Here is a 23470-nt window from a genome sequence, read left to right on the forward strand (position 1 = left end):
AAAAAAACTCCTGTTGTTCAGGAGTTCTGTATTTTAGTCTAATTTATTTTTGATATAATATTTACCATCCAATTCATCGTCAAAATCATCAATTTTTACAGGTTTTGGTTTTGGTTTGTTGGCAGCCGCTTTCTTTTTCCACATTTCGAATTTTTCTGCGGGCATTTTCTTTTTCATAATTTCTAAAACCTCTTTCTCTACCAGTCCAAATTCTTTTTTGATAATTTCAAAAGGGTTTCTTTCTTCTAGGGCTAAAGTCATCAGTTTTTCCGTCTCTTCCCAATTTAATTCTTTACGGCTACTCTTTTTCATGAGGTGAAAATAATTCAGATCAATTTAATTAATAATTTATTTAGTTGTTTAGTTTTTAAATAGATATCAATATTAATAAAAAAAATAATGACTTCAACTTGTCCGTTTACTTTTTTTTCTGAAAAGGTATTTTTAATAAATTCTTCAAATCATTGTGCTCATGAGGTTGCATATGAGTATCCACACCAAAGACAATTTCTTCCCTTGGTAAAACCTTAAAAGTGCCAAATAAGCGATCCCAAATAGAGAAAATATTACCATAATTACTATCTGTATACGGCATCACATAATGGTGGTGTACTTTGTGCATATCTGGAGATACTATGAAGTAACTCAAATACAAATCCACTTTTTTAGGTAAAGCAATATTGGCATGATTGAATTGAGTGGCTACTACAGAAAGTGTTTGGTATAAAAAAACCAACCACATTGGTGTTCCAACCAAAAGTACTCCTAAGGTGGTAAATACAAATCGAATCACACTTTCGCCGGGATGGTGACGGTTAGCAGTAGTCGTATCTATCCAAGTATCGGTATGGTGAATCAAATGAAAACGCCACAGTATTTTTACTTTGTGTTCTACCAAATGCACCAAATAAGCACCAATTAAATCAAGTAATAACAGCCCAACTAAGGCATAAACTCCAATTGACATTTCAGGTAACCATTGTAAAATTCCAAAATCATTATTTACCGACCAATCGGCTACTTGCAGTAAAATGAAAGCCAAACAAAAGTTAACGATGATGGTGGTTAAAGTAAAGAAGATATTAATTCCAGCATGATGAAATCTACGGTATTTAAAATTGAATAACGGAAATGCGTTTTCAATTAACCAGAAAATAGTAATTCCGCTCACTAAAATTAAGCTTCGATGCGAAGAGGGAATGGTCGAAAAGTAGGATATAATAGTGTCCATAATTGTATAATTTGAATTCAAATATAAACAATTATTCAATTGAGCGAAAGGTTAGATTAATTCTTGTGCCAACAGGTTTAGCTGTTTTTGGAATTTGGTGTTTCCAAAAATGTTGGGTGCTTCCTTTCATCAATAAAAGGCTTCCGTGTTCTAATGTAATGCTCTTTTTTGCATCAACTATCGTGTTGTGTTTGAGTTGAAAAACCCGTTCAGCACCAAAACTAAGTGAGGCAATAATAGGGTTGTGACCCAATTCTTTTTCGTTATCGGCGTGCCAACCGTTACTGTCTTTACCATCTCTATATTGATTAAGTAAAACGGTTGTGAATTGGCTTTCTGTGGTAGCCTCAATGTAGTATTTTATTTTTTGCAAAAGTGAATTCCAAGGCTGCGGATGCATCGTGATATTGGAATAGGAGTAGGGTTTTCCTTCATTCCCATACAAAGCAGTCAAACGCGGTTGCGGATGTGTTTTGCCGTAAATCGTAATAGTATCTTGTTGCCAAGCTATTTCTTGGAGTAATTCGGTATATATTTTGTCTGCTTGTTCTTTGTCAAAAAATTGAGGATAATATATAATCTCAGCGTCTGGCAAGTCGAGTATAAGGGGTTCTGATTTGAAATTAAATAGCGACTCCAAAATACTAGTCTTTTTTATAATTGACATTCATAATGACAATAGCCAAGATAATTAGCACAATTCCGATCCATTGCCAAGTGTTGATGTTTTCATTCAAAAGGAAATAAGCCATTAATACGGAAACAGGTAGTTCTAAAGCCGATACAATACTTCCTAATCCAATTCCTGTTAGTGGAAAGCCTGCATTGAATAATAAAGGCGGAATAATAGTACCAAAAAGCGCTAGAATAATTCCCCATTTGGCAAAGATTTCGAATTGGAAATCTCCCGTTTGGTTGGCGATGGCAAATCCGAATACAATGACGGCACCACCTAACAACATAAACAAACTGCGTTGTGCCGATGATACACCAATACCTACTCGGTTTGCGGTAAACATGGTAGTAGTGAACGAAGCTGCAGATAGCAATCCAAGTACAATACCACGCCAATCTGTTACCAATTTATTTTCGATGATATTCGTTGCCAAAGCAGTTCCTACAAGTACCACAAAAACCGAAATGATTTTTTGAGCAGAAGGCATTTTCTTTTCCAGCAGCATTTCAAATAGTACGCCCATCCAAACCGTTTGCATTAGCAATACAATTGCAATAGAAACGGGAATGTATTTCACAGCCAAATAGTAAAAAACACTAGTCATACCAAGCGAAGTTCCCGCTGCCATGAGTTGGATGATCGTTTTGGTTGAAGCTGTAGTCGCTTGATTTTTATTTTGTGATTTTTGAATCGTATTGATAAGTACAATTCCTAAAATTCCATAGGTAAATTGCGCTATTGTCACTTCGGGAGTGGTAAATCCTTCCGAATAGGCCATTTTCACAAAAGTAGCTAACATGCCATAGCTTGAAGCTCCAAGTGCAATAAGTAAAACCCCTTTTAGTTTTGATTTGCGCGTCATTTTAATGAATTTGTTTTTTTTCCATTTCAGATAAATCGCTTAGATGCAAACGCAAAGCATTCACAGAAATACTGATTTCCCAAAACGACAATCCTAAAGAAATTAATAAGCTTAACAAACTCATACCAAAGAAATAAATACTAATATTTTGTTCGTCAAAAAACAATAATAGCATAGCAAAAACGGATAAAAACAAGCACAGCACACCAGCCATTTGCATGTAACGAATTAGAGTTAATCGCAGGTTGAGGTTTTTGATTTCCAATAAAATCATGCTGTTTTCTTTTTCTTTATAGACTTTCTTTAAACCACGAATGATGCTTGCTATCGTTAAAAAACGATTGGTGTAAGCTAGCAAAATCAATGAGGTAGCAGAAAAAAGTAGTGCTGGAGTTCCAATTTCTAGTGTCATTTCGTTTTGAATTGTATTGAACGACAAAGTTCGCTAATCTTTTTTATTAAATGAATTGAACTCCAAACTTAATTTTATAAATAAAAATTATTTATACATAACATTGTAAATATGAATAAAAACTTATGAATAATTTTTACGAAATTTGAAAATAAAAAAAATACCATGAAAAAAATTAGTTTGATTTTAGTAATTAGTTTAGCTGTTAGTAGTTGTGTAACTATTAAGCCAGGAGAAGTTGGGTTAAAGCAAAGATTAGGTAAACTTTCTAATGAGATCTATCCTCAGGGGCCTGTTTTTTTTAATCCATTTACTTCTAAGATTGTTAGAACATCAATCCAAACAAGAAATTTAGAACTGACGCTCAACCTACCAAGTAAGGAAGGTTTAAGTATTATGTCTCAAATTTCTATTTTGTATCGATTGGAAAAAAATGAAGTGGTAAAAATCGTCAATGATTTAGGTTTAAACAGTGAGAGTATCATTGCTAACGTTTTTAGATCAGCTTCAGCAGATGTTTGTTCGCAGTATTTTGCCAAAGACATGCACTCTGGGAAAAGATCTGAAATCGAAACAGATATTCTTAAGAAAATGGCAGGCAATCTTTTAGCCAAAGGAATTGTTATCGAATCTGTTTTAATGAAAAGTATTCAATTGCCTCAGGGGCTTTCTCAGTCAATTGAAAATAAATTACAAGCAGAGCAAGATGCTATGCGAATGGAGTTTGTGTTGCAACAAGAAAAATTTGAAGCTGAAAGAAAAATTATTGAAGCAAAAGGAACCAGAGACGCTCAAAAAATTCTTTCAGAAGGATTAACTAACGAAATAATTAAATTAAGGAGTATTGATGCGTTCAAGGAACTATCCAACTCACCGAATGCAAAAATAATTGTTACCGATGGTAAAACACCTTTTTTAATTAACCAATAAATGAATGGTTTGTTTTTGATTATTTAGTGAATTAGTAAGCTAAGTAGTAGTCGCCTTTTCGAGTTCTCTTGAAAAGGTGACTTTTTTTATGATTAATTGTATTCAAGTTCTTTTACATTGTTTTTAGTTGTTGTTACTTTTTTTTCAATTTTCCAGCTTAATTGTGTAACAAAAAAGGGAAATTGCTACTAAATCATCGAACAATAATTTTAAAATGAAAAAGATAATTATTTTACAAGCCTTATTATTTGGTGCAGTTTTCCAACTTACGGCTCAAGAAACCTCAAAAAAAGCAGAAGAACTCAAGGAAGTTACTATTACAAAAAGTAAAAAAGCCATTGAGCAAAAAGCCGATCGTACCATTTTTGATTTTGCTAGCCAGCCGAGTTTGAACTCAGGATCGGTTTTAGAAGGATTGAAAAAATTGCCGGGATTAATTGCTTCAGATATTGCCGGAATGATGTATCAGGGAAAACAATTAGAGGTGTTCATGGACGGACGTCCGTTAAATATTTCTTCCAATGAACTGAACGGATTTTTAGAAGGAATGCCAGCCAATGCAATTGAGAAAATTGAAATTATTACCCAACCCGGTGCCGAATTTCCAGCTACATCTGGTGGAGCTATTTTAAATATCATTACCAATAAAAACGCCAAAAAATTCTTAAGTGCTACCTACTCTAATAGTGTTAATACCACTAATTATGATCGCCTAAGATGGAGAGTCAACAATAGTATTTTGCTTAATGCTAAGAACAAGTATTTTGGGTGGCAATTAAATATGGGTCAAAATTATAGAGAGAGTGCTACTTGGGGTTCATTTACTAAAAATGAAAACCAGCTTAGTACTTTACTTTCTAAGGTTAATTCAGATCGACTTGGGAGGTCTAACTTTATGAAATCGTCTTTGACATTTGATTTGAAAAAAGACCGCTTGTTATTGAATTACGATTTGAATCTAAACAACAACAATAGTGATACGGAAGCAACCGGTTTAGGTTTTTCTTCAATAGATGCGACGAATTCAAAAACGGTTAGACAAGATGCTGTAGCCACTTATCAAAAACGATTTGATGACAAGTCAAAGAAGTTGGATTTTGTCCTGAATTTCAACCAGAATACCAATGAATTTTTGTTAAATACTGCCGGAATTGTTGCGCCAATACTTGACAATTCTTCCTTTCAAAAATACTTGAATCTTAAATTTGATTATTCACAGCCCATTTCTTTTTCTGATGAAGGTAAACTTAGCTTTGGAGCACTTCGTGATGATTTGATTTTTCAAACTCAAAGTAAAGGAATTACGAATTTAGATTATCAAAGAAGTACTACTGCAGGATATTTTGAATTACAGACCAAGTTTAAAAGCTTGAGTTTTATTGTAGGTGGACGCGCAGAAGATTATGCTATCACTGGAAAGACATTGACTACTGAATTAGTTCCGTTCCAGCAATTTCGTTTCTTCCCCAACGCAAGTGCTCAGTACAATTTGAACAAGAATGTTTTCTTTAATGTGAACTACAATAAGAAAATTACATTGCCAAGTACCTCTGCTTTGAATCCAAACAACACCAGTTATCAAAATCAAAATATTGATAATACAGGTAACCCTAATTTACAGCCTACTATTTTTGATAATTATGAAGTCAAGTTAAGTGCTTACGATTATGCATTTATCGGGTATTCTGTTAGTAATGCCAGAAATCAAGTAGTACAAAGAGTAAATTTGAATCCCCGCTCGAATGTGGTAATCAACACTTTTGAGAATGTACCAGAGCTTAAAGTGCATAACTTTAACATAGGAATGCCAATTCCGTATATGTTGTTTACCAAAGGAATTGCCGAAACAATGAAAATGAATGTCAATCCAGATGAGATGAACTTTCTATTTGTATATGCAGCCTATCAGTTGCATCAAATTCCTAGCTTGGATACTCGTGGCTTTTGGATTTATAATCTAATGTCACAATTGGTTTTACCAAGTAAAATTAAGTTTGTTACCAATTTTAGTTATATCACTGCTAATGGGAATTACTATTATTTCCTTGCAGAAAAACCTTTTAATAACTCGCTGGATCTTTCCTTCTCAAAGAAGTTTTTCAATGATCGATTGTCTGTTTCAATCAATGTGGATGATTTATTGAATACGAATCGCATTGTATTCAATTCGGTAAATACTCCTTTATTTTTGAATAATAAACAAGATACCCGTCGTTTTGGATTTAGTATAAATTACAAGATTCCAACGAAGAATAAATTAGCGAGAGAAACTCCAATTTTATTGAATAAGGACAAAAAAGAAGAAGCCGGAATTATAGGAAACTAAACAAAAAACCCTACTAGTATCTAGCAGGGTTTTTTATTGTTATTTAAAGGTGAGAAACATTGATTTCGGGTTTTTACAATTGAAAGACACACAATTATGCAGCGTTATTTTCCATAGGTTTTATGTTTTTGAAATCATTTTTCTTTAAGTTGTTTTCTTCTTCTAGATCATAATCATCTTGAAGCCCAAGCCAAAATTTAGCACTAGTTCCAAAATATAGAGAAAGTCTTAGCGCTGTGTCAGCAGTGATTCTACGTTTACCTTTTACTATTTCACTAACTCTTGTTTGAGGAATAAATGTTTCTTTGGACAAACGATAGGCAGATATTCCAAGCGGTTCAAGAAATTCTTCTTTTAAGACTTCTCCAGGATGTATGTTTTTCAAATTTTCCATAACACTTATTTATTAATGATAATCAATAATTTGTACTTCGTATGCATTGTCGTTTTCCCAATTAAAAATAATTCGCCACTGATTATTAATTCTAATGCTATAAAGGCCAGAGAGGTTGCCACTCAATTTTTCTAAATGATTAGCGGGTGGAATTCTCAAATCAGTGATGTTTTGAGCATTATTAATCATTCTTAATTTTCGTCTAGCTACATTTTGGATTTCGGAAGGCAATTTTTTTGACTGTATGCCATTCCATATTTTCTCTGTCTCTTTATTGCTAAAACTTTTTATCACTACTCACGTGTTACAATACTAACGCCAAAGATAAGTAATTGTTTTTTATAATCACTAAAAGTTGTTGAATTTTTGAAGTGGGATAAACAGAAAAAGAGGTTTTAGAAAAAAACACTGTTTTTAACATAGTACTAATGTGAAGAGTGAAACGTCTAGATTAATCTTTTATTATAGATTTTGCTATGTTTCTATGTGGTTAAAAAATATTAAAAACAAAAAACCCTGCTAGTGTCTAGCAGGGTTTTTATTTTATACGAAGTTCGTAATTATTTAATCAACTCAAAACTACGTTTCACAAAAGCGGTTAAGGCTTCTCCTTTCAATAAGTTTTGAGACAATTTAGCCAAGTCTAAGGCTTGTTTAACTAAGCTTTCTTGAGTGTTTTTGTCTTCGGTGTTCAAAATGGTTGTAGCCAAATCGGAGTTGGTGTTCACTACCAAATTGTACATTTCTGGCATATTGCCCATACCAAACATACCACCGCCAGTTTGACTCATTTCTTTCATTCTACGCATAAACTCGGGTTGCGTAATGATGAATGGTGCAGACTGACTGTCTAAGGCTTCCAATTGCACGGTATAGTTTTGTTTTGGAACAATCGTTTCTACTACGGTTTTCAAACTCGTTTGTTCGTCTTCAGATAATTTAGAAATCGCGGTATCTTCTTTCTTGATTAAATTATCAATGTGGTCTGAATCGACACGTACAAAACGAATCTCACTATTGTCTCCTTCAATTTTTTGGATTAAGTGAGAGATAATTGGCGAATCCAACAACAATACTTCGTATCCTTTTTCTTTAGCGATTTCAATGTAAGAGTGTTGCGCTTCTTTGTTGCTTGCGTACAACACTACTAATTTATTGTCTTTATCGGTTTGCTTTTCTTTCAGTTGTTCTTTCAACTCCTCCAAAGTGAAGTACTTGTCATCTACCGTTGGGTACAAAACAAAAGCGCCTGCTTTTTCATAGAATTTATCTTCAGACAGCATTCCGTATTCCAAAACAATTTTGATGTCGTTCCATTTTTGTTCAAAATCGGCACGATTGTCATTGAATAATGCTTTTAGTTTATCAGCTACTTTACGAGTGATATAATTCGAGATTTTTTTCACCGCAGCATCCGCTTGTAAACCTGAACGTGATACGTTCAACGGAATGTCTGGTGAGTCGATTACTCCTTTTAACATTGTCAAGAATTCAGGAACAATGCCTTCTACATTATCCGTAACAAACACTTGGTTTTGGTACAACTGAATTTTGTCTTTTTGGATTTGCAAATCCGAGCCCAATTTAGGGAAGTACAAAATTCCTGTTAAGTTGAACGGATAATCTACATTCAAGTGAATGTTGAATAACGGCTCTTCAAACTGCATTGGGTACAACTCGTGGTAGAACTTTTTGTAGTCTTCCTCGTTTAATTCAGCCGGTTGTTTCGTCCAAGCTGGATTTGGGTTGTTGATGATATTATCTACTTCGATAGTTTCTGGTTTTGCGTCTTCGGCAGCACCTTCTGGTAACGGAAGTGTTTCAGTTTTGGTTCCAAATTTAATTGGAATCGGCATGAATTTATTGTAACGGTTCAGTAATTCTCTGATTTTAGCTTCTTCTAAAAACTCTACAGAATCTTCGGCGATATGCAAAATAATTTCGGTTCCTCTGTCGGTTTTGTCAGCTGGTTCCAAAGTAAATTCAGGACTACCGTCGCAAGTCCAATGCGCTGCTGGTTCGTCTTTGAATGATTTAGTAATGATTTCTACTTTTTCAGCCACCATAAAAGCGGAGTAGAATCCAAGACCAAAGTGTCCAATAATTCCAGAATCTTTAGCCGAATCTTTGTATTTGTCCAAGAATTCTTCAGCTCCTGAAAAAGCTACTTGGTTGATGTATTTTTCTACTTCGTCAGCAGTCATTCCCAAACCTTGATCAATGATGTGCAGTTTCTTGCCTTCTTTGTCAATTTTTACTTCAATAATGGGATTGCCATACTCTACTTTGGCTTCGCCAATACTTGTTAAGTGTTTTAATTTTAAGGTAGCGTCTGTTCCATTTGAAATCAATTCGCGCAAGAAAATTTCGTGATCGCTGTATAAAAATTTCTTGATTAATGGGAAGATGTTCTCTACCGAAACATTAATTTTTCCAGTTGTCATAGTGTATAAATTTTAAGTTTAAATTGATGAAATGCTAGTTTTCAAATAGAGTACCATTTTATTAAAATGTGACAAATTGTCGCAACCCTTCCAGGATTCAAATTAAACATTGTAAATTTGGCTTCTTTAAACTCAACTATGCTCGAACTCAAGGACATTTCGTTTACTTACATTGATCAAGCCGTAATTAACGAGCTTAGTTTTGTGGCGCAACAAGGACAAAATATTGCTGTCATTGGCGAAAGCGGTTGCGGTAAAAGTACCTTGCTCAAGTTGATTTATGGTTTGTACGATTTGGATTCGGGTAGCATCAGTTATAACGGAAACCCTATTTTGGGTCCGAAGTACAATTTGATTCCGGGAGAAGAGTACATTAAATATTTGGCACAAGATTTTGATTTGATGCCGTTTATCACTGTTGAAGAAAATGTGGGCAAGTTTCTTTCCAATATCTATCGCGATAAAAAGAAAGCCAGAGTGCGTGAATTACTCGAAATGGTCGAAATGACAGAATTTGCCAAAGTCAAAGCCAAATACTTGAGTGGCGGTCAACAACAACGCGTCGCTTTGGCTCGTGTTTTGGCCTTAGAACCTCAAATTTTATTGCTGGACGAACCTTTTAGTCAAATCGATTCTTTCAGGAAAAATGCCTTGCGCAGAAATGTATTTCAGTATTTAAAAGAAAAGAAAATCACTTGCATCATTGCTACACACGATAGTACGGATGCGTTGTCTTTTTCCGACAAATCGATAGTGATGCAACACGGGAAAATCATTGCCGAAGAGGCTCCTCAACAACTCTATCTTCATCCAACAAATAAATATGTGGCCTCACTTTTTGGCGAAGTCAATGAATTAGAATTGGATGGCAAAGTCCATTTAATCTATCCACACCAACTCAAGTTGGACCCGAAAGGCTCATTGAAAGGGATAGTGCAACAGTGCTATTTTAGAGGTAGTCATTATTTAGTGGAAGTTGCAATAGACAAGCAAAGCGTTTTTTTTGAATCATTAACGCCTTTAGAAAAAGGGCAGCCGATTGCCTTAAAAAAGAGCATTTTCTAAAATTTACTATTGCACTTCAAATATTTTGCTACTTTAGTGCTCCATTTTGAGATCAAATAATACAATTTAAAGACTAAAAATAAATATATGTACCACTCAAAAATTACAGGATTAGGATTTTATGTTCCTGACAATGTTGTAACTAATGATGATTTATCGAAAGTTATAGATACTAATGACGAATGGATTCAGGAGAGAACAGGGATTCAAGAACGTCGTCATATTATTCCGGGTCAAGACACGACTACTTCTATGGGGGTTAAAGCCGCAAAAATTGCAATTGAGCGCGCTGGAATTGATAAAAACGATATTGATTTTATTGTATTTGCTACGCTAAGTCCGGATTACTATTTTCCAGGTCCAGGTGTTTTAGTACAACGTGATTTAGGTATAGGAACTGTGGGCGCTTTGGATGTTAGAAACCAATGTTCTGGATTTATCTATGCCTTATCTGTAGCTGATCAATACATCAAATCTGGAATGTACAAGAACGTATTAGTGATTGGTTCTGAAGTGCATTCAGCGGGACTAGACATGACTACGCGTGGTAGAGGTGTTTCGGTTATTTTTGGAGATGGGGCAGGAGCTGCTATAGTAAGCCGTGAAGAAGATTTGACCAAAGGAATTCTATCTACGCATTTGCATTCAGAAGGAGTTCATGCCGAAGAATTAATTGTAAAAGCTCCAGGAATGGGCGGTCGTTGGGTAACGGATATTTTGAAAGACAATGATCCAGACGACGAAACTTATTTCCCATACATGAACGGTCAATTTGTATTTAAAAATGCAGTAGTTCGTTTTGCTGAGGTAATTAACGAAGGTTTGGAAGCCAACAATCTTCAGGTTTCTGATATTGATATGTTGATTCCGCACCAAGCGAATTTGAGAATATCACAATTCATTCAGAAGAAATTCGGATTGAATGACGATCAAGTCTATAACAATATTATGAAATACGGTAACACTACTGCTGCCTCTGTTCCAATTGCTTTAACTGAAGCTTGGGAATTAGGTAAAATCAAGTCGGGAGATACGGTAGTTTTAGCGGCTTTTGGTAGTGGCTTTACTTGGGCAAGTGCTATTATAAAATGGTAGTCCAAGTTGTATTATGATACAATAGTTGCAAAATAGCAAAATCAGAAAGCCGAAGGATTCAATTCTTTCGGCTTTTTGTTTTGCGGACCAAAACCGATAGAAAAAAGGCTATTCTATTTCCTTCTGAAATCCTTATATTTGCACTCTTAAAAAAACAGATTCAATGTCATTACAACACATTCTTACCCCATCTATAGCAAAAGCGATTCAAGATTTATTTGAAGTATCCGTTGATAAAGTAGAGTTTCAGGCTACCCGCAAGGAGTTTGAAGGCGATATTACAATGGTTATTTTTCCTTTGTTGAAATTGGTAAAAAGCAACCCGGTGGAGTTAGGAAACAAAATTGGGAATTATTTGGTGGAGAATGTTCCAGAAGTAGCCCGTTTTAATGTGGTGTCTGGATTTTTGAATATTGTAATATCGGATTCGTATTACTTGAATTTCTTTAACGGAATCAAAGACGATGCAAAATACGGTTTTGTAACGCCAAATCCTTCCGACAAGGCGGTAATGGTGGAGTATTCTTCGCCCAATACCAACAAGCCCTTGCACTTAGGACACGTTCGTAACAATTTGTTAGGCTATTCAGTGGCTGAGATTTTGAAAGCATCGGGTAAAAAAGTCTATAAAACCCAAATTATCAACGACCGTGGGATCCATATTTGCAAGTCGATGTTGGCTTGGAAAAAATTTGGGAATGGTGAAACGCCCGCTTCCACAGGATTAAAAGGAGATAAATTAGTTGGTAATTACTATGTAGCTTTTGATAAAGCCTACAAAGAAGAAATCAACCAATTAATGGCTGCGGGTAAAACAGAAGAAGAAGCCAAAAAACAAGCGCCAATCATTCTAGAAGCGCAAGAAATGTTGCTGAGATGGGAAGCAGGAGATGAGGAAGTGAAATCCCTTTGGGCGATGATGAACCAATGGGTGTACGATGGTTTTGCGACTACTTACAGCAATTTAGGAGTGAATTTTGATAGCTTTTACTACGAAAGCAATACCTATTTATTAGGAAAAGACGTGGTTCAAATTGGTTTGGAAAAAGGCGTTTTTGAAAAAGATCCAGACGGTTCGGTTTGGATTGATTTGACTGACGAAGGTTTGGACCGAAAAATCGTGTTGCGTTCCGACGGGACAGCGGTCTATATGACCCAAGATATTGGTACAGCGATCCAACGTGTGAAAGACCATCCCGATGTGGGAGGTATGGTATACACGGTGGGTAACGAACAAGATTACCATTTCAAAGTCTTGTTTTTGATTTTGCAAAAACTAGGTTTTGATTGGGCTTCAAGCTTGTATCACTTATCGTACGGAATGGTGGACTTGCCTTCAGGGAAGATGAAAAGCCGTGAAGGAACCGTAGTCGATGCGGATGATTTAATGCAAGAAATGACGAGTACAGCGCAAAACATTTCAGAAGAATTAGGGAAATTAGAAGGCTATTCAGAAGAAGAGAAAACCAAATTATACAATACGATTGGTTTGGGTGCTTTGAAATACTACATTTTGAAAGTAGATCCTAAAAAACGCATCTTGTTCAATCCAGAAGAATCTGTTGATTTTGCTGGAAACACAGGGCCGTTTATTCAATATACTTATGCGCGTATTCAGTCGATTATTCGTAAAGCGACTTTTGATTTTTCGGCTACAGCCAAAACTACCGACTTGCACGAAAAAGAAAAAGAACTGTTGAAACAAATTGAATTGTATCCAGAAGTAATTCAGAATGCAGCTCAAAATCATAGTCCCGCTTTGATTGCCAATTATACCTATGAGTTGGTGCGTGAATACAATTCGTTTTACCAAGCGGTGCCTATCTTGGGCGAAGAAAACCAAGAAAAGAAAATATTCAGAGTCCAACTGTCTAAAAAAGTAGCCGATACGATTGCTTCTTCGTTTAGTTTGTTAGGAATTAATGTTCCGGAAAGAATGTAAAAACTGAAACTCTATTATAAATGAAAACGACCTTTAGGGGTCGTTTTTTTGTTTTAAAATTATTGTTATTTAATTATTTAGCAGCTGACGCGAATTTTTCGGTTCCCTTTTTTTACCAATTTAATGGAATAGAATAGGGCAGCGATGAGCTGCCCTAGTATGGTTTTATTGCCAACCTCCACCCAATGCTTTATACAAATTGATGGATGCTTTGTATTGCGATTTTTTGGTGTTGATCAAATCTATTTTTGATTCTAAAGCCGTTCGTTGTGCCGTTAAGACTTCTAAGTAATTGGCTCTACCTGACTTGAATAAATCATTGGCTATTTCTACAGATTTCTCATAGGAATACACTTCTTTATTTTTAAGGTCAAGGGTTTTTTCTAGTGTTTCAATAGTTGCCATTTCATTAGCGACTTCAATATAGCCATTCAAAACTGTTTTTTGGTATTTGAGAAGACTCTCCGTTTGAAGTGCTTTGGCTGTATTGAATTGTACTTTGATTGCTCTTCTGTTGAGCAGTGGCGCACTAATGCCTCCTAAAATGGTATAGGCAAAAGAGGCTGGCGTTTGAAACAGCAAAGCCGATTGAAAGGCCTGAAAACCAACTGTCCCAGTCATCGTGAAGGAGGGGTAAAAGGCTGCTTTGGCTGCTTTCACATCGCATTTGGCTGCTGCTAATTCCAATTCTACTTCGCGAATATCAGGTCGTAAGGCCAAAAGCTGTGAGGGAATTCCGGTGCTGATTTTGAAATCAAAAGAGCTAAATGTTGTTTTATCTCTTGCAATTGCTTGTGGAAATCGGCCGCACAAAAAGTTCAAATGGTTCTCGGTAATTTGAATCAACTGAAGGATATTCAACTCGAAAGATTTAGAGTTAAACACTTGGCCTTCAAATTGTTTTACCGCTAATTCATTGTACACGCCCGCTTCTTTTTTCAATTTAATAATATCCAAAGCAGCTTGTTGCAAGACAGCAGTTTCCTTGATAATATCCAATTCGTTATCCAAAGCGATTAATTCATAATAAGTAGCAGCGATTTCTGCAATTAAAATAGACTGAATGGCATTCTTCGCTTCTATGCTTCCGCTGTATCGCGCTAAAGCGGCTTTCTTTTTGTTTTTCAATTTTCCCCAAACATCGGCTTCCCAGCTGGTATTCAATCCAACCTGATAATCAGGTAAGTGTTCCGGTACGATTTGATTCGGGCGAATATTAGTAGAGGCGTTTCCGGCTCCATCCATAGTGAATAAACCAAATTTTCGCTGTGCAATTCCTGCACCTGCATTTACCAGCGGCAAGAGCTCGCTTTTCTTCAATCGGAATTGATTTTGAGCGATTTCTATTTTTTGTACCGCAGCCAAAAGATCAAAGTTATTGCTAAGCGCCGTTTCAATCAGTTTTTTCAGATTATCATCTTTGTAAAAAAGCTGCCATTGTAAGCTGCCCGAGTTGACAGTGTCTGATTGATTTGTATACCTTTCGGGCAACGGTTTTTGGTCCTTATCAGTTGGTATTGCTTTTGTTTTGCACGCCATAAAAGCCAGCAAGACAATCATCAAACCCATTATTTTTTTGAATTGTGACATAGTGTATGAATATCAGTTGATTTAATTCGTTGTTTTTTTGGATAGTTTTTCAGCTATGAGTGCAAAAATCAAATACAGTCCCGGAATAATTAGAATTCCAAAAACAGTTCCAAAAAGCATTCCTCCTGCAGCAGCAGTTCCAATAGTTCTGTTTCCAATTGCTCCGGCTCCTGATGCGATCACTAACGGAATTAATCCGGCGATGAATGCAAAGGAAGTCATCAAGATTGGTCGCAAACGCGCTACTGCTCCTTCTATAGCTGCTTTCAGTGGCGAAAGGCCTTCTTTGTTTTTCAAAACCGCAAATTCGATAATCAAAACGGCATTTTTACCCAAAAGACCAATAAGCATAATCATAGCAACTTGCGCATAAATATTGTTTTCTAAACCTAATGTTGCCAAGAGAAAGAACGCCCCAAAAACACCCGTTGGAAGTGATAAAATCACAGCAAGCGGAAGGACAAAACTTTCGTATTGCGCCGAAAGCAATAAGTAAATGAACAACAAACAAATCAAGAAGATGTACACCGCTTCGTTTCCGGCATTGGCCTGTTCTCTCGATGAACCTCCCCAATCGAATCCATATCCTTTTGGGAGTTTTTCTTCGGCTACTTTTTTGATAGCATCAATGGCTTGACCACTACTGTAGCCTTCTTTTGGCTCTCCATTAAGCATAGCTGCAGGATACATATTGTAGCGGGTAATTTGTTCTGGACCATATACTTTTTCGATAGTCAAGAAAGAAGACATCGCTACCATTTCTCCTTCTGAATTTTTGGTGTACAATTTTAAAATATCTTCAGGTTTCGATCTGAACTCCGGCGAAGATTGCACCATCACTTTGTACATTTGGTTGAACCGAATGAAATTAGTGGCATAATCACTACCTAGATAGGTTTGTAAAGTACCCAAAACCTCATTGATGTTTACTCCTTTCTGAGCGGCTTTAGCATTATCAATATTCACCATAAACTGAGGAAAACTGGCATCAAAAGAAGAAAACGTATTTTTGATAGCTTCATTTTTATTCAGTTCATTGGCAAAATCGGTAGCTACAGTTTCTAATTTTTTCAAGTCACTTTTTCCGGTTTTATCCAAAATTCTAAGTTCAAATCCACTAGAGTTACCATAACCAGGCACTGGTGGCGGAGTGAAAAATTCGATTTTAGCATCTTTAATGTGACGGGTTTTCTCCTTTAATTCAGTAATAATGTTTTGATCTGTTATTCCCTTGCGTTCTTTCCAGCTTTTTAAACTAATCAAGTTCATTCCATACGAAGCTCCTGTTCCATCCGTAAGAAAATTGTAACCCGCTAATGTAGAAACTGAGGCTACATTTTGGTTTTCCAAAGCGGCTTTTTGAATCGCATCTACTACATCTTCAGATCGTTCTAATGTTGCTCCAGATGGAGTGGTAATACTGGCATAAATTGTTCCTTGATCTTCATTAGGGATAAACCCTGAAGGGACAATTTTACCCAATCCAAAGGTAGCCACACAAAAGGCTAACAAGGCTACAACAGTCACCACTCTTCGATTAACGATTATTTCCAATAGTCTTCGGTAGCGTTCTGCAACTCGATTGTATTTGGAGTTGAACGCATCAATAAATCGGTTGATTAATGTAGGTTTTCTTTCTTGCCCATGGGTGTTTTTTAAAAGCAAAGCACACAAGGCAGGTGTTAGTGTCAATGCACTAATTCCGGATAGCACAATTGCAATAGCCATAGTCAAAGAAAACTGTCTGTAAAATACCCCTGTTGGTCCAGGTAAAAAAGCAACTGGGATAAATACTGCCGACATTACGAGTGTAATGGCGATGATAGCACCTCCAATTTCTTTCATCGCTTCTTCGGTAGCCGCTTTTGGATCCAGATGCAGTTCTTCCATTTTGGCGTGTACCGCTTCTACAACTACGATGGCATTATCAACTACAATTCCAATTGCCAATACCAAGGCGAATAGCGTAATTAAGTTAATGGAGAAACCAAATAATTGCATAAAAAAGAAGGTTCCAATTAAGGAAATGGGTACCGCAATAGCAGGAATTAAAGTGGATCTAAAATCTCCTAAGAAAACAAATACCACTAATGCAACCAATAAAAAGGCTTCAATTAAGGTATACAAAACGCCTTCGATGGATGCGTTTAGAAAGTTGGAAACATCATAGCTATACGTATAAGAAATTCCAGAAGGAAAGATTTTTTGCAACTCATCCATCTTGCTTTTGATGTTTTGGATTACATCGCTGGCATTACTTCCAGGTCGTTGCTTCAATACAATGGCTGCAGAAGGTTTTCCGTTTTCTTTAGAAAGCACATCGTAATCCAATGAACCAAATTCAATCTCAGCTACATCTTTTAAGCGCAGCAATTCCCCTTCAAAATTGCGCTTAATTACCACGTTTTCATATTGCTCTTTGGTGTTGTATTTCCCGGCATACTTCACAACATATTGTAAAGATTGTTCTTTTTTGCCCGAACTTTCACCCACTTTTCCTGGTGCGGCTTCTATATTTTGTTGTTTCAAACTTTGAACTACATCTTCAGTCGAAATTTTGTAAGCCGCCATTTTTACAGGATTTAACCAAACACGCATGGCGTATTCACGTTGTCCCATTATGTCTGCAAATCCAACTCCTTCAATTCGTTTTAGTTCGGGTAGAATATTGATATCTGCAAAGTTGTACAAAAACTTTTCGTCCAAGTTGGGGTCAGAACTCAGTACGTTTAAATAGAGCAACATACTGTTTTGTACTTTTTCTACAATTACTCCTGACTTGATTACTTCTTCAGGGAGCTCATCCAAAACGGAAGAAACACGGTTTTGAACATTTACGGCAGCAATTTCAGGATCGGTTCCTGCTTTGAAAATGATATTTATGACACTGGTTCCGTCGTTACCAGATACAGAGGACATATACGCCATTCCAGGCACTCCATTTACAGCTCTTTCTAGGGTCACTACAACGGCTTTTACACAGGCTTCGGCATTGGCACCGGTATATTTAGTTGTTACAGTTACTTCAGGAGGAGCAATATCCGGGAATTGGGTCATAGGCAATTGTGTCAGCGACACTACTCCTAAAAGTACAATCATGAGCGAAATTACAATTGAAAGTACGGGTCTGTGAATGAATTTTGAAAACATAAGTTGGTTTTTATTTATTTCTTATTTCAGTTTAGACATTAGTGCTTTCATAGCAATAACTTGTGGGCTAATTGTATCCCCTTCTTTAAGGTTTTGGATTCCTTCATAGAGTACTTGATCTTCTACTGAAAGTCCGTTTTTGATGATGTACAGATGTTGTAATCGTTGCTGAACTTCGATTGCTCTTGAACGAACAACATTTTTTTTGTCAATTACAAAAACATATTGTTTGTCTTGAATTTCGAAGGTTGCTTTTTGAGGAATTATCAACGCATTTTGTATTGAGTTGGTCAATTGTATTTTCCCACTCGATCCGTGTTTTAATAATAAATTCGGATTTGGGAATTTGGCTCTAAAGGCTATATTTCCGGTGTTTTGATCAAATTCGCCTTCTATGGTTTCAATAGTTCCTTTGTAATCGTGAGGTTTATTGTTTGCCAAAAGGAGCGTAATATCATCATGAGATTTCTCGCTTCGCTGTTCTTTAATCTGCAAATATTCTTTTTCCGATACATTGAAATAGGCATAAACCTGATTGTTGTTTGAAATGGTGGTTAGCAATGTGCCTTCATTAATTAAACTTCCAATTTTGAACGGAATTCTATTGATTATTCCATTGAACGGAGCGCGTATTTTAGTCATTGCCAAATGAATTTCGGCCGACTCTTGATTGGCTTTGTGTTCTTCTACACGGGCTAGAGCAGCAGAATAGTTGGCCTGAGCTTTTTCCAATTCTGTTTTTGAGACTACATTTTTACCAGCTAATAATTTCACATTCTGTAAATCCAACTCTGCGTTTTTTGCCTCCGCAATAGCATTTTTTACCATAGCCTTTGCTTTCAAAAGATCTTTTTGAAAAGTTTGGCTATTGATTGTAAACAAGAGCTGACCTGCTTTTACCGGTTTTCCTTCATCAACATGAATTTTTTCGATAAAGCCATTAATTTTTGTTCTAATTTCCACATTTTGAATGGATTGAATATCAGCTACATATTCATTCGTTATGGTAGTATCTACAAGTATTGGTTTTGTTGTGGGATATTTTTCAAAACCAATTTTTTCGTTTTTATTAGAATTGCAAGCAACTGTTAGGCCTAACAATAAAGTCAGACTAACACACATAGTAATTTTTTTCATTTATAGAATAATTAAAAGGTATTGTTAATGTAAATAACAAGAAGAATGGGTTACACGTTCAAAGTACAACCGAAATAACTATTTAGTAAATGCTACACCTGAGGCGGTGGAGATACAATGTCAATTTGAAATTGCAATTGGTCTGATTCTTTGTAATTGAAAGATAAAGAATTAGATATAAGTTGTTTTGGAACTTTAAATTCGAAGAAATTTTTTGAAATCCAGTAATCAGTGGTGTCTTCTATATCAATATTAGTTAACTGATTATTGTCTGTAGAATTGTCGTTGCCCGAGTTGTTGTCAGCATCATGCATTGCAATTAAATTGAACGCAGACTCTTTCTCTAAAGAAATTTCAAAGGTAGTAAGACCCACCATAATTGCATAAATTGAAAATGCAATCAAGGAGAGTATTTTGCCTGTATTTGAAACTTTGTTTTTCATATTTGAGTGCAAATATATCTCAATACAATTCCTGAAATAATTTTTCAAAAAAATTTAATTTTTTTTTAACTATTTATTTTTGCTAAATGAAGCTTTTAAGGAGTTAAATGAATGATTTTAAATTAGTTAAATCTATAATTAAAATTATTTTTTTGCTTTTATACTAACAAATAGTTAACGTATTTATCTTTAGTATTGAATTGCCTAATTATTGAATTAGTTTATCTTTGCGTTTCAAAAAAAGTATAGAGTATGTTTAGTAATTTAAGCGAAAAATTAGATAAAGCCTTTCACGTATTAAAAGGACACGGAAAAATCACTGAGATTAATGTTGCGGAAACTTTGAAAGAAGTGCGTCGTGCGTTATTGGATGCCGATGTGAACTTTAAAATTGCTAAAGATTTTACTGCCAAAGTAAAAGACAAAGCCATGGGTCAAGATGTATTGACGACATTGCAACCAGGGCAATTGTTAGTGAAGTTGGTCAAAGACGAATTGACGGAATTGATGGGTGGCGATGTGGCTGGAATTAATCTTTCGGGAGCGCCAACGGTGATCTTGATGTCGGGTTTACAAGGTTCTGGAAAAACGACTTTCTCTGGAAAATTAGCTAATTATTTACAAACTAAAAAAGGAAAGAAACCACTTTTGGTGGCTTGTGATATTTACCGTCCAGCTGCGATTCAGCAATTGTATGTGGTAGGAGATTCTATTGGGGTTGAGGTGTACTCAGAACCTGAAAATAAAAATCCTGTTGAAATTGCGCAAAACGCCATCAAACACGCTAAAGCCAATGGTTTTAACGTAGTGATTGTCGATACCGCTGGTCGTCTAGCAGTAGATGAGGAAATGATGAACGAAATTGAACGCGTTCATAAAGCGATTCAACCGCAAGAAACTTTGTTTGTTGTCGATTCGATGACTGGACAAGATGCGGTAAATACAGCTAAAACTTTCAACGACAGATTGAATTTTGACGGAGTTATCTTAACCAAATTAGATGGAGATACTCGTGGTGGAGCCGCGCTTTCTATTAAATCAGTTGTTAACAAACCGATTAAGTTTGTAGGTACTGGCGAAAAAATGGAAGCGATTGATGTGTTCTATCCAGATCGTATGGCAGAACGTATCCTTGGAATGGGAGACGTTGTGTCTTTGGTAGAAAGAGCGCAAGAACAATACAACGAAGAAGAAGCTCGAAAATTACAGAAGAAAATTGCGAAGAACGAATTTGGTTTTGACGATTTCTTGTCACAAATTCAACAAGTAAAGAAAATGGGTAATATGAAAGACTTGGTGGGAATGATACCAGGTGCTTCTAAAGCCATGAAAGATGTAGAGATTGAAGACGATGCTTTCAAACATATTGAAGCGATTATCCATTCGATGACGCCTATTGAAAGAAGCAAACCCGCTTTGATTGATATGAAACGTAAAACGAGAATTGCTAAAGGTTCTGGTACCAAAATCGAACAGGTGAATCAATTGATGAAACAGTTTGAGCAAATGAGTAAAATGATGAAAATGATGCAAGGTCCTGGAGGTAAAAACCTAATGAAAATGATGGGCGGAATGAAAGGAATGCCAGGTGGTATGCCGGGGATGAGATAATTAAAGGTTAAAAGGTTATAAGGTTATAAGGTTATAAGGTTATAAGGTTATAAGGTTATAAGGTTATAAGGTTATAAGGTTATAAGGTTAAGGGTTACAAGGTTATAATTACAACACACTAGTAAGGGTTTATTTTTTAATTTGATCAATTTTAAACAAATAAACTCTTAAACAAATAAACTAATACAACACAATACAATGCAACTACTAGACGGAAAAAAGACTTCGGAAGAAATCAAACAAGAAATTGCAGCCGAGGTTCAAATAATGAAAGCCAAAGGCGAGAAAGTACCTCACTTAGCCGCAGTTTTGGTTGGGAATAACGGCGCTAGCTTGACTTATGTGGGCAGCAAAGTGCGTTCTTGTGAACAAATTGGTTTCGAATCGACTTTGGTGTCTTTGCCAGAAACGATTACCGAAAGCGAATTGTTAGCTAAGATTGCTGATTTGAACGAAGACGACAATTTGGACGGCTTTATTGTTCAGTTGCCTTTGCCAAAACACATCAACGAAGAAAAGATATTGATGGCGATTCACCCGGATAAAGATGTGGATGGTTTTCACCCAACGAATTTTGGTAAAATGGCTTTGGAAATGGAAACCTTTTTGCCAGCTACTCCGTTTGGAATCATGCAGTTGTTAGAGCGTTACAAAGTAGAAACCGCAGGAAAACATACTGTCGTTATTGGAAGAAGTCATATTGTGGGTCGACCAATGAGTATTTTAATGAGTCGCAAAGGCTATCCTGGAGATTCAACGGTAACCTTAACTCACAGTAGAACTAAAAACATCGAAGAATATACTAAGAATGCCGATATCATTATCACAGCTTTAGGCGTGCCTAATTATTTGAAAGCGGATATGGTAAAAGACGGTGTAGTAGTCATTGACGTAGGTATCACTAGAGTAGAAGATGCTTCGCACCCAAAAGGCTATGTAATTACTGGTGATGTTGATTTTGATGAGGTTAGTAAAAAATCTTCTTTTATTACGCCAGTTCCTGGTGGAGTAGGACCTATGACGATTGCGATGTTGTTGAAAAACACACTTTTGGCAAGACAAATTAGAGCTAGAAAATAAAAGAATATAGAATAAGCAAAAGAGGTTGTCTTAAAAGCTACATTTTTGTCATTCCGAATTTATTTCGGAATCTTTAAATATTGAAATCAAATATTTATAGAAACTGAAACAAGTTCAGTTTGACAAGTATAAAACTTTTATGACAACCTCTTTTTTAGTATTAGTTTCTTCTGAATTTAGAATCATCCCTTCTTGGAAATTCTATTTTTCGTCGGGTTGGTTCTGCTTTGGGTAAACTGGCTTCTTCGGTTTTGCTGGACGGTTCAATCAGTTGGTTTAATTCTTTGATTTCAGCATCGGTTAATTCGCGGTAGCGCCCCACAGGAACATCTAGCGAGATATTGATAATTCGGATGCGTTTCAAAGCGGTTACTTCGTAGCCTAAATATTCACACATTCTACGAATTTGGCGATTCAAGCCTTGAGTCAAAATAATTTTGAAGGTGTATTTGCTGATTTGTTCCACCTTACATTTTCGGGTTACGGTTTCCAAAATTGGAACGCCATTCCCCATACGCTCTATAAAACGATCGGTTATGGGTCTATTTACAGTTACTGTGTATTCTTTTTCGTGATTGTTTCTGGCACGCAGTATTTTGTTGACAATATCGCCGTCATTGGTCATAAAAATCAATCCTTCACTGGCTTTGTCTAAACGACCAATTGGGAAAATACGCTTGGGATAATTGATGTAATCGACAATATTATCGCGAACGTCCAAATTAGTAGTACATTCAATACCAACCGGTTTATTGAAAGCCAAATAAATGGATTTCTCATTTTTCTCGACAATCAGTTTGCCGTCTATACGCACTTCGTCATCAGGAGACACTTTAGTACCCATTTCAGGAACAATTCCGTTAATGGTCACTCTTCCTTCTTCGATGAGTTTATCGGCTTCTCTGCGAGAGCAATAGCCGGTTTCTCCAATGAATTTATTAAGGCGTTTTAGATTTTCGTTTGTATTTTCCAAAGGATCAGTTGAATCTATAAATTACGTATACTAATTTTAAGCGTGGTCAAAGATACAAACTAGAAATGTTTTTAAACTAGGATTGTAGGTCAAAATAAAAAAGGTGCTT

The 23470-nt window shown here is 35.9% G+C and carries 20 protein-coding genes; 7 read left to right on the forward strand and 13 right to left on the reverse strand.

Annotation, left to right across the window (positions count from 1 at the left end; genetic code table 11):
- Positions 1-33 precede the first annotated feature (33 nt).
- The 5 genes from LPC20_RS05660 to LPC20_RS05680 form a co-directional block, all read right to left on the reverse strand.
- Positions 34-312 (reverse strand): DUF2805 domain-containing protein, encoded by a 279-nt coding sequence (locus LPC20_RS05660; RefSeq protein ID WP_229323347.1) that lies wholly within the window; start codon positions 310-312, stop codon positions 34-36.
- A 106-nt stretch (positions 313-418) separates the two neighbouring features.
- Complete coding sequence (locus LPC20_RS05665) at positions 419-1231, reverse strand: sterol desaturase family protein (RefSeq protein ID WP_229323349.1); 813 nt, start codon at positions 1229-1231, stop codon at positions 419-421.
- A gap of 31 nt (positions 1232-1262) precedes the next feature.
- On the reverse strand, positions 1263-1898 hold the full coding sequence (locus LPC20_RS05670; protein WP_229323351.1) for an alpha-ketoglutarate-dependent dioxygenase AlkB family protein: 636 nt from the start codon (positions 1896-1898) through the stop codon (positions 1263-1265).
- Positions 1876-2769, reverse strand: coding sequence for an EamA family transporter (locus tag LPC20_RS05675; RefSeq protein ID WP_229323353.1), 894 nt, complete (start codon positions 2767-2769; stop codon positions 1876-1878). The genes LPC20_RS05670 and LPC20_RS05675 overlap by 23 nt, the downstream gene beginning before the upstream one ends.
- Position 2770: 1 nt before the next feature.
- Positions 2771-3181, reverse strand: a complete 411-nt coding sequence (locus tag LPC20_RS05680; protein ID WP_229323355.1) for a DUF2721 domain-containing protein — start codon at positions 3179-3181, stop codon at positions 2771-2773.
- A 165-nt stretch (positions 3182-3346) separates the two neighbouring features.
- Between LPC20_RS05680 and LPC20_RS05685 the strand changes: the two genes are divergently transcribed.
- The gene (locus LPC20_RS05685) at positions 3347-4111 is read left to right on the forward strand and encodes a prohibitin family protein (RefSeq protein ID WP_229323358.1); all 765 of its coding nucleotides are present in this window, start codon (positions 3347-3349) and stop codon (positions 4109-4111) included.
- Between the two features lie 214 nt (positions 4112-4325).
- Positions 4326-6437 carry an outer membrane beta-barrel protein gene (locus tag LPC20_RS05690; RefSeq protein WP_229323360.1) on the forward strand — a complete coding sequence of 704 codons (2112 nt, stop codon included), beginning with the start codon at positions 4326-4328 and terminating at the stop codon, positions 6435-6437.
- 94 nt (positions 6438-6531) lie between these two features.
- Here LPC20_RS05690 and LPC20_RS05695 read toward each other — a convergent pair whose 3' ends face one another.
- The 3 genes from LPC20_RS05695 to htpG form a co-directional block, all read right to left on the reverse strand.
- Positions 6532-6831, reverse strand: coding sequence for a HigA family addiction module antitoxin (locus tag LPC20_RS05695; RefSeq protein WP_229323363.1), 300 nt, complete (start codon positions 6829-6831; stop codon positions 6532-6534).
- A gap of 12 nt (positions 6832-6843) precedes the next feature.
- A complete protein-coding gene (locus LPC20_RS05700) occupies positions 6844-7125 on the reverse strand; it encodes a type II toxin-antitoxin system RelE/ParE family toxin (protein ID WP_229323365.1) in 282 nt (93 codons plus the stop codon).
- Between the two features lie 266 nt (positions 7126-7391).
- Positions 7392-9275, reverse strand: coding sequence for a molecular chaperone HtpG (gene htpG, locus LPC20_RS05705; protein WP_229323367.1), 1884 nt, complete (start codon positions 9273-9275; stop codon positions 7392-7394).
- A gap of 138 nt (positions 9276-9413) precedes the next feature.
- Between htpG and LPC20_RS05710 the strand changes: the two genes are divergently transcribed.
- The 3 genes from LPC20_RS05710 (at position 9414) to argS (ending at position 13377) form a co-directional block, all read left to right on the forward strand.
- Positions 9414-10340, forward strand: a complete 927-nt coding sequence (locus LPC20_RS05710) for an ABC transporter ATP-binding protein (protein ID WP_229323369.1) — start codon at positions 9414-9416, stop codon at positions 10338-10340.
- An 87-nt stretch (positions 10341-10427) separates the two neighbouring features.
- Positions 10428-11435, forward strand: a complete 1008-nt coding sequence (locus tag LPC20_RS05715; protein WP_229323371.1) for a 3-oxoacyl-ACP synthase III family protein — start codon at positions 10428-10430, stop codon at positions 11433-11435.
- A 163-nt stretch (positions 11436-11598) separates the two neighbouring features.
- Positions 11599-13377 (forward strand): arginine--tRNA ligase, encoded by a 1779-nt coding sequence (gene argS / locus LPC20_RS05720; protein ID WP_229323373.1) that lies wholly within the window; start codon positions 11599-11601, stop codon positions 13375-13377.
- A 165-nt stretch (positions 13378-13542) separates the two neighbouring features.
- Here the strand turns inward: argS and LPC20_RS05725 are convergent, their stop codons facing one another.
- From LPC20_RS05725 to LPC20_RS05740, 4 genes are all read right to left on the reverse strand, one after another.
- On the reverse strand, positions 13543-14967 hold the full coding sequence (locus tag LPC20_RS05725; RefSeq protein WP_229323375.1) for an efflux transporter outer membrane subunit: 1425 nt from the start codon (positions 14965-14967) through the stop codon (positions 13543-13545).
- Between the two features lie 21 nt (positions 14968-14988).
- Positions 14989-18117, reverse strand: coding sequence for an efflux RND transporter permease subunit (locus tag LPC20_RS05730; protein WP_229323377.1), 3129 nt, complete (start codon positions 18115-18117; stop codon positions 14989-14991).
- A gap of 21 nt (positions 18118-18138) precedes the next feature.
- Positions 18139-19254 carry an efflux RND transporter periplasmic adaptor subunit gene (locus tag LPC20_RS05735; RefSeq protein ID WP_229323379.1) on the reverse strand — a complete coding sequence of 372 codons (1116 nt, stop codon included), beginning with the start codon at positions 19252-19254 and terminating at the stop codon, positions 18139-18141.
- A gap of 92 nt (positions 19255-19346) precedes the next feature.
- A complete protein-coding gene (locus LPC20_RS05740; protein ID WP_229323381.1) occupies positions 19347-19697 on the reverse strand; it encodes a hypothetical protein in 351 nt (116 codons plus the stop codon).
- A gap of 252 nt (positions 19698-19949) precedes the next feature.
- Here LPC20_RS05740 and ffh point away from each other — a divergent pair, with 252 nt between their 5' ends.
- A complete protein-coding gene (gene ffh / locus LPC20_RS05745) occupies positions 19950-21308 on the forward strand; it encodes a signal recognition particle protein (protein WP_229323383.1) in 1359 nt (452 codons plus the stop codon).
- Positions 21309-21506: 198 nt separating this feature from the next.
- Positions 21507-22388, forward strand: coding sequence for a bifunctional 5,10-methylenetetrahydrofolate dehydrogenase/5,10-methenyltetrahydrofolate cyclohydrolase (locus tag LPC20_RS05750; RefSeq protein WP_229323385.1), 882 nt, complete (start codon positions 21507-21509; stop codon positions 22386-22388).
- Between the two features lie 160 nt (positions 22389-22548).
- Here the strand turns inward: LPC20_RS05750 and rluF are convergent, their stop codons facing one another.
- Positions 22549-23361 carry a 23S rRNA pseudouridine(2604) synthase RluF gene (gene rluF / locus LPC20_RS05755; RefSeq protein ID WP_229323387.1) on the reverse strand — a complete coding sequence of 271 codons (813 nt, stop codon included), beginning with the start codon at positions 23359-23361 and terminating at the stop codon, positions 22549-22551.
- Between the last annotated feature and the right edge of the window lie 109 nt (positions 23362-23470).

It is taken from the genome of Flavobacterium ammonificans (genome assembly GCF_020886115.1).
Classification (GTDB): Bacteria; Bacteroidota; Bacteroidia; order Flavobacteriales; family Flavobacteriaceae; genus Flavobacterium; species Flavobacterium ammonificans.